This window comes from Deinococcus frigens DSM 12807, from assembly GCF_000701425.1.
In the GTDB taxonomy this organism is placed as follows: domain Bacteria; phylum Deinococcota; class Deinococci; order Deinococcales; family Deinococcaceae; genus Deinococcus; species Deinococcus frigens.
On the sequence record NZ_JNIW01000024.1, the window covers coordinates 13,508 to 26,813 of the forward strand.

The window sequence follows — 13,306 nt, forward strand, 5'->3', positions numbered from 1 at the left end:
GCAGTCCGCCCACAGCAGACCACCCCCATTGTTGGAAACGTGGCTGGATTACTTGATGAAGGTCAGTGCGTTGTCGCGTGCACCGTAGTAAGAGTCCATCATTTCTACCGGGTACTCACCGCCAACGCGTTCATTAAAGGCGACGTGGTAGTTGGTCCCTACCAGGTATACGATGGGCTGCAACTCGCCTTCGGCCTTCATCAGGGTACCGCCCACCGCGATCCTCTTGGCGGTGTTCAGCTCGGCGTCGCCCTGGTAGTACAGTTTGGTCATGAGCTGTTCCTGGCTGGTCAGGCACTTGCCGTCGGTGGGGTTGTTGTAGCTGTGCAGGTTGGTGCCGCAAGGAACGACATTGGCCCCGAACGACCAGATGTTATTCCCGCCGGTCAGGCCCAGCAAAATTGCGTCGAAGGGGCGGTTCTCGCCCTTGGCGGTCAACTGGCCTACCAGCGTGTTGAAGTCGATGGGTGTGAAATTCACCTTGACGCCTGCCTTCTTGGCCTCGTCCTTGAAGATCTGTCCCAACTGCTCACGGGTGGTGTTGCCTGAGTTGGTCGCCAGGTTGAACTCCAGCACCTTGCCCTTGCTGTCAACGAGGTAGCCCTCAGAGTTCGTTTTGCTGTAGCCGATCTGAGCCAGAAGCTTCTTGGCCTGCGCGATATCATACTTGTACTGTGGTGCGCCCGCTTTGAGACCTGCGTCAATCTGCGACTTGAAGATGGGATAGACGCTGAAATAGGTTTCGGTGCCCAGGCCACCCAGCGCGAGCTGAATCATGGCCTGGCGGTTGGCGACATGGCTCATGGCACGGCGGAACCGCACGTCCCGGAACAGAGCCTGCTTGGCTGCGTCGCCGCCCTTGTTCCAGTTAAACGCGATCCAGGAAGAAGTTGCATTCGGGCTGACATTGGCTTTCAGGTACGACTTGAGGCTACCGCCATCAATGGCCTTCTTGATCTGGGCCAGATCATCGGCGTTACGCGGCGCGAACCGGTCCACCTGCCCGGCCAGGTACGCAGCCAGCGAGGCGTTCAGATCACCAGTGATACGGAACGAATACTTATCGAGGTAAGGAAGCGGGTTGCCCCTGCTGTCCTTGTTCCACTCGCCAAAGAATTTATTGGCCTTCAGCACGGCGCGTTCCCCTGCCTTGTAGCTTTCCATGGTCCACGCACCGGGCGCGACGATTTCAGCGGCAGGCGTGCTGACTCCCCACATCTTCTTGATGGCCTCTGCGCCGCCCGCTCTGTAAGCCTTGCCGAACACGTGATCGGGCCAGGGCGTGAAGCTCATGGTGGACAGAGCCTGCGAGCTTTGCGAAGGGAAGTCAAATTGTAAGGTCATGTTGTCGATCTTCTTGATGGTGATCGGCTTGTCATTCAGGAAAAAGCCGTCGTAGCTGTTACTGCCGACCTTGTCGTCGGTATGGATCTTCCAGGTGGTGATCCAGTCGTCGGCGGTGATCGCCTGACCGTCGCTGAACTTCATGCCAGGGCGGACCTTGACCACAAAACGCTTGTTGTTGTTGCTGACCACGGCAGGACCGTCGGCCATTTTGGGAATGAACTCGTTGTTGCGGGGGTCCTGGACAAACAGACCAGCGCCATCTGACATCTGTGTGGGCAGGCTGGGCGACTCGGCGCTGATGAATGGATTGATGGTCTTGAAGTCCGAAATAGTGTAATCGCGGAACTCGCCGCCGCGCTTGTTGGCGGTGTTCTGCTCGCCAGTCCAGGCAGCAGGATAGACGAAGGGGGCGGCCAGTGAGGTGGTCGCGGTCATGGCCAGGGCCAGGAACAGTGCTTTTTTCATGTGAATCCTCCAAGGGGTGGCGTATTCGAAAATTTCCGAATGCGGTTGCAGAGAATGCAGTTCGGGAAATGGCGACGTTCCGGCGTTGGCCGGGCAGATGCCGAGTTGTCGTGGGGTTTCCAGCGTAGTCAATATATGAATTGACCTAGCCAAGGTCAAGCATAAAAACACCTTTCCTTGAACCCGAGTCAATTTACATCGGGATGGTTTTACGATTGAAAAGTAAATTCAGTGATGGTAGCCAGAAAAAAACCCGGAAACGGCCCTCACGGGCTGCCCCCGAGTTCTGAAAAAGAGCGATCAGCGCGAGACAATGCCAATCAGCAGCGCCAGCAGCATGAAAAAGCCGCCCAGCACACTGGTGATGCGGACCAGGCCGCCTTCCACACCGCGACCGCCCATCAGTGACCCGCCGGACGCCATACTGGCCGACAGGCCCGCCTGACGCGGCACCTGCAACAGGATGAAAAAGACCAGCGCCACACAGATTAGCGCAAACAGCACGAGAAACAGATTGAGAATCATGGATGACCTTCCTTCTTTGGTGCCGCTAGACATACCCAAGCGGTAAGCAGCATACACCAGTGTCGCAAAGGTGCGGTTGGGCGGCCCTGACTTCCACGGCCAACTGTTGCCTTCTGGACCGCTTTTGCCGCAGCAGGTCTATAGACGCCGGGCAAACGGGCGACGAGCCAGAACTAACGGGGGAGCCGTTCTGCCACTCGGGTCGGCGTTCAATCAGACCCGGCGATCAGCGTTCAATGGAACGATTTTGCCAGAGGCGCGTCGCCGAAATCGAGGCCCCAGTTGACCTGACAGCCCACGATGCGCTGCCGTTTGGCGCGGTACATCTGCACCAGGTGGTGGTAGCGGGCGAGTTGGGCTTGGGCAGACTTCGGCAATGGCACCGTCCGGTTTTGGGGGAGAGCAGCAGACCAACGAATCAGAGGGGTCCATCCACGCCGACTTTGGCACTCGGGGCAGCACACTCCATTGACGCGTGGCCCGCACGTCGCTCGTTGCAAGGTTAGCGCAGGTGAGACCCGGTCACGTCTCCGGACAGCACCCACCCGAACAGGCGGGTCAGCTCGGGATCGAAGTGACGCCCCGCCTGCGCCTCGATCTCAGCCAGTGCCGCCTCATGGGTCCAGGCCGCCTTGTATGGCCGTTCACTGGTCAGCGCGTCGTACACGTCGCACAGCGCGAACAGCCGGCCCGCCAGACTGATTTCGTCCCCGGCCCGGCCCGCCGGATAGCCCTGCCCATTCCAGCGCTCGTGGTGGTCACGCACCACGTCCAGCGCCGTTGCTGGCAGAAAGCCCAGCGCCGTAGCGAAGCGCACCCCCTCGCTCACATGTGAGCGCATCACCGCCCACTGCGCCTCATCCAGCGGGCCGGGCTTGAGCAGCACCGCGTCGGGAATGGCGATCTTGCCGATATCGTGCAGATACGCGCCCCAGCGGAGCGCCCGCGTCTGGGACGGGGACCACCACAGCGCCCGCGCCAGACGCATGGCCAGGGCGGTGACGCGGTCCGTATGACCCTTGGTCTCGCCGTCGCGCACTTCCAGCGCCAGACCCATGGCCCGGAGCGCCGCCTCCCGCGCGTCGCTGGCCTGCTCGTCGGCGGCCAGACGGCCCGCCAGCCCGGCAATGGTCCCGGCCACCAGGCTGAAGACGGCGGCCTCGTCCTCATTCCAGACGTGCGGCGCAAAGGTGTACATCAAAAAAGCGCCCAGCAGCTCGCCGTCCCTGGCGCGTACAGGCGAGGCGGCCAGGCTGGCGATGCCCACACTCTGAAAACCGGGGGTTTCGCAGGGCGTGGAGGTGTTGTCGAAGAACAGCGCGCCGGGACTGTCCTCCAGTGCCTGCATCAGCGGGGTTTGGAGCGGCAGGCCCTGGCAAACCAGGCTCTGTACACGGGGGGACTGCGGCACCTCGCCCCAGGTGGCGCGCACGCTGTAGCTCTGTTCCTGGCCGCTGGTGACCTGGACGTAGGCCGCGCCCACGGCGGCGGTGCGGGTGACCAGGTACTCCAGGGTGGGCGTCACACCCTGCACCAGCGTGCTGGCCGAGAAGACCTGCCGGGTCAGGTCCAGCACGGACTGGGCCACTGCGCTGCGCCCATCTAAGCTCGGCCTCCGGCCAGGACCGCCGTGAACGTCCCGTTCGTTTGCCAACACAGGTCCAGCATCGTGTAGTTCTTCTAACACTGTTCTTACATCCATAGGTTTTCTGCGACTTCCCTGTTAGACGGTAGAAGTGGCGGCCCACCGTGAACGAAAGAGCCTGACTATGCTCGTCGCAACGGGCTGCCCCCTGGCCGCCTGACCGGACTAAGCCTGCCGGATCAGGGGCCGGACGCCACCGGGGCGCGTTCGACAAACCCCAGGTGGGGCAACCGCCGCGCTTCTCAGCCAGAAGCACTTCACTTACATAAGCCTAGCCCCCGTCGGCATCTCAGCAGCAGCCCCGGAGAGCAGGCCAGGCAGGAATGGGGTCATGCTCGCCGCCTGGGTGGGCGGTCATCACAGCGGTCTGATGGAAGGGACGTCTAAAGATTGCTAACAATGGGAAAAGCGTCCTGTGGGCCGCCTCGGTTTCTCCAGTGCATTTGTCAAAAGAGTTGTTCACCTTTGACCGAACAACGTGAGTGAATTTTGCCGGGCATTTGAGACTGGCACAGCTCCGTGGGAGAGAATGGAAGTTTCCAGTCACCTTTTTTTCTGATCCTGCAATTCGGACAAATGTTCTAAAAATTTGTGTAGAGCTCGTAGAGCTGCGCAGGAGAGGCCTGCCGTCCGAATAGGCCTGTCTACGCTGAAAGCGTCCAAGCGTCCTCATGGAGGGCACCAGCGTCCGCATAGGCGTCGGTCCGTGATAACCGTCTCCTGTGGTAAAAACAGCAAGCAGGACAGAAACGGACTTTCGCTATGCAGTGGACCGGCGATCCGCTGCCGGGGTTTGAGCGCGTCACCTATGGAATCTATATGGGCTACCCAGGCCCACACCATTCAATTGGCTGGCGTGTCGCTGCCCAGCCGCACAGTGACGTCTGCGCCCGGCATGCCTAGAGCCTGCACCACCTGGCCGTAGCCCACGTCCTTGAGGATGCGGGTGGCCTGCAAACCGGTGATGGTGGTGGTGGCATTGCCCTGCGGACCGTTGGCAACGCTGACCCGCAGGTAACCCAGACCCTCCAGTTTGTCTTTCAGGCGGCGGGCGCTGCCATCAGGGGCGGCGGTGTTGATCACGGCGATGCTCAGGCGGCGCGGGTCGTTGGGGTCACGGAAGTTGTTTTCCACCAGCGTGGACAGCGCGGCGCGGTCCGCAATCCAGGTGCCACCGCCGCCAAAATTCCCAGGAACGGTGTGCATGGTAACCCTGGGACCGCTCAGGGTCGCGCCCAGCATGGCGGCCACCTGCGCGCGGCTCAGGTTGCTTTTCATGTTGCGGTCCACCGCGCCGACCATGCCGGGCAAGCGCCACCAGTTCAGCGGGTTTTTGACCTTGGTCAGCAGGGCACCCAGGAAATTCTGCTGCCGTGCCACCCGCCCGATGTCACCCAGATTGTCCTTGCGAAAACGCAGATAACCTTCCGCCTGTTCGCCGCTCAGGTGCTGACGGCCCGCCTTGAGGTCAATGTGCAGCTTGCCGGCGTTGTCGTCGTATTTCATGTCCTGCGCCACGTCCAGCGTCACGCCGCCCGCCGCCATGGTCATGGCGCGCATGGCGTTCAGCGAGAGGAGGGCGTAGGCATCCACCTTCACCCCCGTCAGGGTCTGGGCCGCGCCCATCAGGGTTTCGGGGCCGCCGTGCGGGTTGGAGCCATTGATCTTGCCCCAGCCGTTGCCCGGCACATCGACCCAGGTATCGCGTGGAATGCTCAGCATATTGGTGGTGCCATCGGGCCGCAGTTGCGCCAGCACTATGGTATCGGTCAGGCCGCTGTAATCCTCCGGGCGGGTCGGCCAGGGCCACACCGGGGCAGTCTCATCGTATTTGGGAGTAACCCCCGCCAGCAGGACAGTGACCGGGCCATCTGCCTGGCGCGGCAACGTCCCGTACCGCGCCATAAAGGGAAACGCGGGAGAGGCCACGGCCACCATCCCTGCCAGCACCACACATCCGATCACACGACGACGCACATCCCGAGCATAGCGGCAAAACTGTGAGGCTGGCGTACCCCATTCGGATGAACCTCAGCGCTGACGGCGACGCGACGCGATAAAGGGGGCCGGACCCTGTTCAGGCCCGGCCCCGCTCGCCATCCGTCGTCCTCAGTTCAGGGTCACCTTGTTGGCTTTCAGGGTGCTGCTGTCCTCGTCGATGTCCCCTTCCACAGCCACATTGGCGTCGGCGCGGTCACTGCCGAAGAACTCCTCAGCGGTGGTGGCCGATCCCTCAAACACGGTATCCGGCGAAATGGTCACGGCGTAGTTGGCGTCGTTCTCGTTGAGGGTAAAGGTCTGGGCCGTCCCGTCAAAATCAGTCACGGTCCCTTCCAGACCGTCGCCCACCGCCATATCAATCTCTTCACCGACGCTCGCGTCGTCATTGTTGGTCACGGTGCTGTCCACACCGGGATCGGCGGCATTATCCGTTGCACCCTCACCCTCGGCGATGGGGTTGTCCACGTCCGGCTCGTTGGTGTCTGTGGTATCGGTGGTGGTGTCTGTCGTATCGGTGGTGGTGTCTGTCGTATCGGTGGTGGTATCTGTCGTATCGGTGGTGGTGTCAGGCGTCGTAGCATCCGTCGTGGTGGTGGTGTCCGTCGTGGTCGTGGTCGTCTCGCTCTTGGGCGTGCAGGCGGCGAGCAGTGAACCAGTCAGTAAAATCAGCAGAATATTTTTCATGACTCGATTGTCCTCGGCAGGCGTGCTGTTCACATGAAAGGTGTTAAAGTGAACCTTTATCTCTGCTCCTCCAGCATGAATGAACGCTAAATACTGAGGGCGGTGAATTCAGAGGCACAGAGGGTTACACATGCGCTGTCGCACACACTCTCCTCCACACAGCGTCCCCTGACCTGTTTTACATCGGGTCCAGGGCATGCAGGGCGTTTCCTCATGACGCCGTTGATGTGGATAAGATAAAGCTACCGTCCTTGACGGAGATGTTGACCTTCCCCCCCTGTCTTAATGTGCCGAACAGCAACTCGTCGGCCAGCGGGCGCTTGATCTTTTCCTCGATCACCCGGGTCAGCGGGCGTGCGCCCATCTGCGGGTCATGACCCAGTTCGGCCAGTCGAGCGCGGGCTTCACCGGAGACGGTCAGCGTCACCTCGCGCTCGGCCAGTTGCGCCTCAAGCTCGCGCAAGAACTTGTCCACGATCCCGGCCATCACCTCGCGCGACAGGCTGCGGAAGAAGATCACGGCGTCCAGGCGGTTGCGGAACTCCGGGGTAAAGGTCCGCTTGACGGCGTCCGCCTCCTCGCCTGCGCGGCCCTCTCTCCCAAAGCCCAGTGCTGGGCGGCTGGCGTCGGCGGCCCCGGCGTTGGTGGTGAAGACCAGGATCAGGCCGCGCCCGTCGACCTTCTTGCCCGCGTGATCGGTCAGGGTGCCGTGGTCCATCAGTTGCAAGAAGACGTTGTACACGTCCGGGTGCGCCTTCTCGATCTCGTCCAGCAGCAACACGGCGTGGGGGTTCTTCGCCACCGCGTCGGTGAGCAGGCCGCCCTGATCGAAGCCCACGTAACCGGGCGGCGCACCGATCAGGCGGGCCACCGTGTGCGCCTCCTGGTACTCGGACATGTCGAAACGGGCCAGGTGAATGCCCAGGCGATCGGCCAGCGCGCGGGCCAGCTCGGTCTTGCCCACCCCCGTCGGCCCGGCGAAGAGAAACGCGCCCTGGGGTTTTTGCGGATCGCGCAGGCCCGCGCGGGCCAGTTTGACGGCGCTGGCGACGGCCTGAACCGCCGCTTCCTGCCCGAATACCTGGCCATTTAAGTCGGCTTCCAGCGTGGCCAGGGACTGAATTTCTTCCGCCTTGACCGCGCCCACCGGCACGCGGGCCATCCGGGCGACGGTGGCCTCGATGTCGCTCACGTCAATCTGGCCGCCCACTCCGGCGCTGCTGCGGGCGGCCCCGGCCTCGTCGATCACGTCAATGGCCTTATCGGGCAGAAAGCGGTCCCGCAGGTGGCGCACGCTCAGGCGCACGGCGGCGTCCAGCGCGCCGGGCGTATAGGTGACGCCGTGATGTTCGGCGTATCTGGGGGCCAATCCGCGCAGAATTTCCAGCGCGTCGGCCTCGGACGGTTCCGGGACATCCACGGTCTGAAACCGCCGCCACAGCGCCCGGTCTTTTTCGAGGTGGCGCAGTTCGGCGGGCGTGGTGGCCCCCAGCACCCGCAGTTTGCCGCGTGCCAGCGCGGGCTTCAGGAGGTTGGCCGCGTCCACGTTGCCGCCCTCGGTGGCTCCGGCACCCACCAGCGTATGCAGCTCGTCGATAAACAAAACGCTGTTTTTGCCGTCCAGCGCCGCCAGCACTGCTTTCAGCCGCCCCTCAAAATCGCCCCGGTAGCGCGTTCCGGCCAGCAACGCGCCCAGATCGAGGGCATACACCGACGCGCCTTTCAGGAAGCCCGGCGCTTTGCCATCAGCCACACGTTGCGCCAGTCCCTCGGCCAGCGCCGTTTTGCCCACCCCTGGCTCGCCCACCAGCACGGGATTGTTCTTGCCGCGCCGCGCCAGGATATGCACCGCGCGCGTCAGTTCGGCGTCGCGTCCGATCACCGGGTCAAATTCGCCAGCTCTGGCAGCGGCGGTCAGGTCCTGGGTGTACGCCTCCAGCGGGTCCTGCTCGGCTTCGGCTTCCGGCGCACCCTCTTCCACGCCGGGCACGCGGCGCTCTTTGCTGCGGCCCGCCACCTTCGCGGTGCCGTGAGAGACATATGCCAGCACGTCCAGTCGGGTCACGCCCTGGGCTTCCAGCGCGGCGCGGGCCGGGGAGTCGGCTTCCTCCAGCAGCTCCACCAGCACGCGCGCCCCGTCGGCAGTCTCGTCTCCCTTGCCGCTGGCGTGCAGTTGCAATACTGCCCCCTGCACGACGCGGTGCACGCCCAGCGTGAAGTCCGGCTCGGCGTCCTCTACCGACTCCAGCGCGTCCAGTTGCGCCTCCAGCTCACCCCGCAGCCGCTCCACGTCCGCGCCCATGGCCAGCAGCGCCTCGCGACCCTCCGGGTCGTGCGTCAGCGCCAGCAGCAGGTGCTCCAGGGTGACGTATTCATGCCCGGCTCCCCGCGCATAGTCGGCGGCGCGGGCGATGGTGACCTGCAGGTGATCGCCGATCATTCCTGCGCCTCCGGCTCCGCCACAACCCGCAGGGGATGGCCCTCCTGGCGGGCGTGGGCGGTCACCTGCGCCACCTTCGTCTCGGCCACGTCGCGGGTATAGACCCCGGCGACGCCCTGGCCCTTGTGGTGCACGGCCAGCATGATGGTCTCGGCCTCTCCCTCGGCCTTGCGGAAGTACTGGGACAGCACCATCACCACGAAATCCATCGGGGTGTAATCGTCGTTGAGCAGCAGCACCCGGTACAGCCTGGGGCGCTGCGTCGTGGTGCGTTCAAGGGTCTGGGTGCGGCCTTCTGGGTCACGGCCACCGTCACGGCGCGTCATGGCGCGAGTGTAGCGGGCGCGGCAGCCAGGCGGCGGGGGAGAGGTTACGGTGGGGAGTCGGAGAGCGAGGCAAATCAGAGCGAGGTGAAAGATTCGCTCCCACGAAAACCCCTCAGTCGGCTTCGCCGCCAGCTCCCCTCAAAAGGGAGCCAAGGAGTGCAGAAGCCTGTACAGCACGATAATCCTCTTGCCTCCCTTCTAAGGGGAGGTGCCCCGTAGGGGCGGAGGGGTTAAACCGTGGGAGCCACCCTTTGGCCTCCAATCCCATCACCTCTCAACCCCGTTACGCCATTTCGCCTATTTCCCCGCAGAAATCCGCTTCTGGCGTATTCTGCGGCCACTTATGACGACTTCCCAGCCGGACGCCTCCGTTCACGTCCGAGACCTGAAAAAACAGTACGCCGTCCACGAGAAGGAGCCGGGCTTCATGGGCAGCCTGCGCAGTTTCGTGAGCCGCAAGACCAAGTACGTGGAGGCCGTGGGGGGCGTGTCCTTTGATCTCGCGCCCGGCGAGGTGGTGGGGTTCCTGGGGCCGAACGGGGCGGGGAAGACCACCACCCTCAAGATGCTGTCGGGGCTGCTGCATCCGTCCGGCGGGGTGGCGAAAGTGGCGGGCTTCGAGCCGCGCAGACGCGAGACGGCATTCCTGAAGCAGATCACCCTGGTCATGGGCCAGAAACAGCAACTGATCTGGGACCTGCCCGCGCTGGACAGCTTCTTGGTCAATCAGGCCATCTACGAGATTCCCGATGAGCAGTACCGCGCCACCATGCGCGAGTTCACGGAAGTGCTGTCGCTGGACGGCATCCTGAAAAAGCAGGTCCGCAAGCTGAGCCTGGGCGAGCGCATGAAGTGCGAGCTGGCCGCCGCGCTGCTGCACCGCCCACGGGTGCTGTTTCTGGACGAGCCGACGATTGGCCTGGACGTGAACATGCAGGAGGCCGTGCGCGCCTTTATCCGCGACTACAACGAGCGTTACGGGGCTACCGTCATTCTGACCAGCCACTACATGGCCGACGTGACGGCGCTGGCCCGCCGCATTCTGGTGATCGACAGCGGCCAACTGGTCTTCGACGGCGATCTGGCCCGGCTGGCCGAGCAGGGCAGGGGCGGCGGCAAGACCGTCAGGCTCAAGCTGCGCGAGGCGGTGAGCGCAGCTCATCTGGCCCGCTACGGCCATGACGTGAAGGTGGACGGCCTGAGCGCGGAATTGACCGTCCCCCGCGCCGAGGTCAGCGCCCGCGCCGCCAAACTGCTGGCCGATCTGGACGTGGCGGACCTGACCGTGGAAGACCCGCCCATCGAAGCGGTGATGGCGGAGCTGTTCGGGGCGGGGGAGAGGGCTGAGAAAGAGGTGGTGGGCGGGTGAGGACGGTTGAAGCTCTGGTCCGCTGGGTGGCCTCCCCTCCCCGGCCCGCCCCCATGAGGAGGGAGGGGGCAAAGAACCTTAGACCTCCCCCTCAGAGGTTCACATGATCCGCAAAACCCGCGTCCTGTTCGCCACCCGTTTCGCGGAGATGGCCGAATACCGCGCCGAGGTCATCATCTGGATGCTGTCCGGCACGATCTCACTGGTGATGATGCTGGTGTGGATGGCGCAGGCGGCGGCGGCTCCCGGCGGGCAAATCGGCGGCTACGACGGCTCGCAGTTCGCCACCTATTTTCTCAGCGTGTGGCTGGTGGGACAACTGCTGGTGGTGTGGGTGGGCTGGGAGCTGGATTTCATGATCCGGCAGGGGACGCTGTCGCCCAAGCTGCTGCGTCCGCTGGACCCGATGTGGCCAGAATACGCCGCCCACGTGGCCGAGCGCTTCGTGCGCATCGGGCCGATGCTGGTGCTGTTGGTGATCTTCGCGGCCCTGTCCGGCGCGTCGTTCACCCGCGATCTGTGGGCCTATCCGGTCACGCTGGGGCTGTGCATCCTGGGCTTCACCTGCCGCTTTCTCTACGAGTACACCCTGGGGCTGCTGGCTTTCTGGACGGAGAGCAGCACCAGTTTTTCCGAGGTGGCGTGGCTGCTGTACGCCGCGCTGGGCGGACTGTTCGCGCCGCTGGCGTTTTACCCGCAGTGGGTTCAGAACATCGCCGTGTGGACGCCGTTTCCGTACATGCTGGGCCTGCCCGCGCAGGTGCTGGCGGGCAAGGCCACGCTGAGTCAGGCAGGCTCCGGCGCGCTGATCCTGTTTGGCTGGGTCATTTTTTTCTGGTTCGTGCGGCTGCTGGTCTGGCGACTGGGGCTAAAGAAGTACGGGGCGGTGGGGGCGTGAAGGGGGTTGATATTAGGTGGTTAATGGTTGATGGAAAACCAGACCATCGACGTTCAGCCCTCAACCATCAGCGCGCCAAAGGCGCACTGTGACCCGTTACCTGCGCCTGATCCGCATCTTCACCGGGGCCACCGTCTCGGCTCAACTGGAGTACCGGGCGAACTTTATCGGGGCGGTGCTGAGCAGTCTGGGGCAGGTGGGCGTGGCGTTGCTGGCGATTGGCGTGCTGTTCGGGCAGGGCAGCGATACGGTGGGCGGCTGGACCTTCCGCGAGGCGCTGCTGGTCACCGGCTTTTTCATCCTGACCGAGGGGTTCATCGCCGTGTTCGTGCAGCCCAACATGAGCCGCATCGCTGAGGCCATCCGCACCGGCAGCATGGATTTCACGCTGCTCAAGCCGCTGGACGCGCAGTTCAGCGTCAGCACCCGCTACCTGAACGTGCTGCGCGTCCCCGACATCCTGATCGGGCTGGGATTGATCGTGTACGCGGCCTCGGCGCTGACCGTCACCCTGGCGGGCGTGTTGATCGCCGCCGTGCTGTACCTCTCGGCGTTGACCATCGTGTACTGCATCTGGCTGGCGCTGTCCACCACGGCCTTCTGGTTTGTCAAGACGCAGAACGTGGCCGAGCTGTTCAACGGCGTTTTCGGCGCGGCGCGCTTTCCGGTCACGGCTTTTCCGCTGCCCGTGCGTTTCGCGCTGACCTTCGTGGTCCCGGTTGCCCTGATCACCACCGTTCCCGCGCAGGCCATGACGGGGCGGCTGTCGCCCGCGCTGGCGCTGGCCTCGCCGCTGGTGGCGCTGGCCCTGTTCGCCGTGACCCGCTGGTTCTGGTTGCGGGCCGTTGCCAGCTATACCAGTGCCAGCAGTTGAGTACGGACGAGAGGCTGGAACGTTTGGGCGCGTCGCTATCACAGGAGGGTTTTGAACTTCGGGGGGAGGTGGACCTCTCCAGCCTCGCCGCTTTAGAAGCCTCCCTGCAAACTCAAAATATCGTTCTGGATGCTGAAACCCTGCGCCGAGTTGCCTGGGCCGCCCTTGACCAGTCACGCCCCCGCACGGTGAAGCTCACGCCCCAAGCCCGCGCCCGCCTGTCGCACCTGACCGACTTGCGCGACGTGTTCTCGCCCGCCGATGCCGAGCGGGTGGGCCGGGAGTTCGCGGGCGAGAAGTGGCTGGCCCCCGATCTGCTGGCCGCGCGCCCGTGGCTGATGTCTGGCACGCCCCCGAAGAAGGTGATCTCTGACGTGATGCACTCGCAGTGGTCCGGGCTGGTGGCGCTGCTGGGCGAATTTGGTCCGTGGGTCTACGCGGCGAACGTGGCCGATTTGCAGATCCTGGGATGGCTGTACGGGGAACTGGTCCGGGCGGCCTCGCATGCTCAGGAAAATGGGGTGCTGAATGCGGCTTTGAGCCAGTCTGAATTTCCTTCTCTGCTCTCCCGTTTAGAGGCCACCGATTACCGCCAGCCCTCCGGTGTGGTGGCTGATCTGGCGGCGCTGGAATCCGCCTTCTGGGACGCGGCGCAGGCCCAGGCGCGGCGGGACCGGGAGGCGTGGCAGGCGCGGCGTGGGTAGTCCAGCCCTGCCGACGGGCGCGCGACTT

12 protein-coding genes are annotated in these 13,306 nt (G+C 63.8%); 4 read left to right on the forward strand and 8 right to left on the reverse strand.

The window, feature by feature from the left end:
- Positions 1-48: 48 nt before the first annotated feature.
- The 8 genes from Q322_RS0110070 to clpS all read right to left on the reverse strand — a co-directional run bounded on the left by Q322_RS0110070 (position 49) and on the right by clpS (position 9,433).
- On the reverse strand, positions 49-1,812 hold the full coding sequence (locus Q322_RS0110070; protein WP_029477789.1) for an ABC transporter substrate-binding protein: 1,764 nt from the start codon (positions 1,810-1,812) through the stop codon (positions 49-51).
- 300 nt (positions 1,813-2,112) lie between these two features.
- The gene (gene secG, locus Q322_RS0110075) at positions 2,113-2,337 is read right to left on the reverse strand and encodes a preprotein translocase subunit SecG (RefSeq protein WP_029477790.1); all 225 of its coding nucleotides are present in this window, start codon (positions 2,335-2,337) and stop codon (positions 2,113-2,115) included.
- 233 nt (positions 2,338-2,570) lie between these two features.
- Positions 2,571-2,714, reverse strand: a complete 144-nt coding sequence (locus tag Q322_RS23315; RefSeq protein ID WP_156952990.1) for a hypothetical protein — start codon at positions 2,712-2,714, stop codon at positions 2,571-2,573.
- A 125-nt stretch (positions 2,715-2,839) separates the two neighbouring features.
- A complete protein-coding gene (locus tag Q322_RS0110085) occupies positions 2,840-3,925 on the reverse strand; it encodes an HD-GYP domain-containing protein (protein ID WP_245593210.1) in 1,086 nt (361 codons plus the stop codon).
- A 900-nt stretch (positions 3,926-4,825) separates the two neighbouring features.
- On the reverse strand, positions 4,826-5,959 hold the full coding sequence (locus tag Q322_RS0110090; RefSeq protein ID WP_029477792.1) for an LCP family protein: 1,134 nt from the start codon (positions 5,957-5,959) through the stop codon (positions 4,826-4,828).
- A gap of 132 nt (positions 5,960-6,091) precedes the next feature.
- The gene (locus Q322_RS21730; RefSeq protein ID WP_051668417.1) at positions 6,092-6,667 is read right to left on the reverse strand and encodes a hypothetical protein; all 576 of its coding nucleotides are present in this window, start codon (positions 6,665-6,667) and stop codon (positions 6,092-6,094) included.
- 211 nt (positions 6,668-6,878) lie between these two features.
- Positions 6,879-9,107 carry an AAA family ATPase gene (locus tag Q322_RS0110100; protein WP_029477794.1) on the reverse strand — a complete coding sequence of 743 codons (2,229 nt, stop codon included), beginning with the start codon at positions 9,105-9,107 and terminating at the stop codon, positions 6,879-6,881.
- Positions 9,104-9,433: an ATP-dependent Clp protease adapter ClpS gene (gene clpS / locus Q322_RS0110105; RefSeq protein WP_029477795.1), complete on the reverse strand. Its 330-nt coding sequence runs from the start codon at positions 9,431-9,433 to the stop codon at positions 9,104-9,106. The genes Q322_RS0110100 and clpS overlap by 4 nt, the downstream gene beginning before the upstream one ends.
- A gap of 343 nt (positions 9,434-9,776) precedes the next feature.
- Here clpS and Q322_RS0110110 point away from each other — a divergent pair, with 343 nt between their 5' ends.
- The 4 genes from Q322_RS0110110 (at position 9,777) to Q322_RS0110125 (ending at position 13,278) form a co-directional block, all read left to right on the forward strand.
- Complete coding sequence (locus tag Q322_RS0110110) at positions 9,777-10,802, forward strand: ABC transporter ATP-binding protein (protein WP_034418230.1); 1,026 nt, start codon at positions 9,777-9,779, stop codon at positions 10,800-10,802.
- A 103-nt stretch (positions 10,803-10,905) separates the two neighbouring features.
- Positions 10,906-11,700, forward strand: a complete 795-nt coding sequence (locus Q322_RS0110115) for an ABC transporter permease (protein ID WP_029477797.1) — start codon at positions 10,906-10,908, stop codon at positions 11,698-11,700.
- Between the two features lie 88 nt (positions 11,701-11,788).
- On the forward strand, positions 11,789-12,574 hold the full coding sequence (locus Q322_RS0110120; protein ID WP_029477798.1) for an ABC transporter permease: 786 nt from the start codon (positions 11,789-11,791) through the stop codon (positions 12,572-12,574).
- Positions 12,575-12,642: 68 nt separating this feature from the next.
- A complete protein-coding gene (locus Q322_RS0110125; protein ID WP_029477799.1) occupies positions 12,643-13,278 on the forward strand; it encodes a hypothetical protein in 636 nt (211 codons plus the stop codon).
- Positions 13,279-13,306 lie beyond the last annotated feature (28 nt).

Excerpts from the sequence above, each read along its gene's own strand:
- Q322_RS0110070 (WP_029477789.1), bottom strand. The coding sequence starts at position 1,812 with ATGAAAAAAGCACTGTTCCTGGCCCTGGCCATGACCGCGACCACCTCA.
- secG (WP_029477790.1), bottom strand. The coding sequence starts at position 2,337 with ATGATTCTCAATCTGTTTCTCGTGCTGTTTGCGCTAATCTGTGTGGCG.
- Q322_RS21730 (WP_051668417.1), bottom strand. The coding sequence starts at position 6,667 with ATGAAAAATATTCTGCTGATTTTACTGACTGGTTCACTGCTCGCCGCC.
- Q322_RS0110100 (WP_029477794.1), bottom strand. The coding sequence starts at position 9,107 with ATGATCGGCGATCACCTGCAGGTCACCATCGCCCGCGCCGCCGACTAT.
- clpS (WP_029477795.1), bottom strand. The coding sequence starts at position 9,433 with ATGACGCGCCGTGACGGTGGCCGTGACCCAGAAGGCCGCACCCAGACC.
- Q322_RS0110110 (WP_034418230.1), top strand. The coding sequence starts at position 9,777 with ATGACGACTTCCCAGCCGGACGCCTCCGTTCACGTCCGAGACCTGAAA.
- Q322_RS0110115 (WP_029477797.1), top strand. The coding sequence starts at position 10,906 with ATGATCCGCAAAACCCGCGTCCTGTTCGCCACCCGTTTCGCGGAGATG.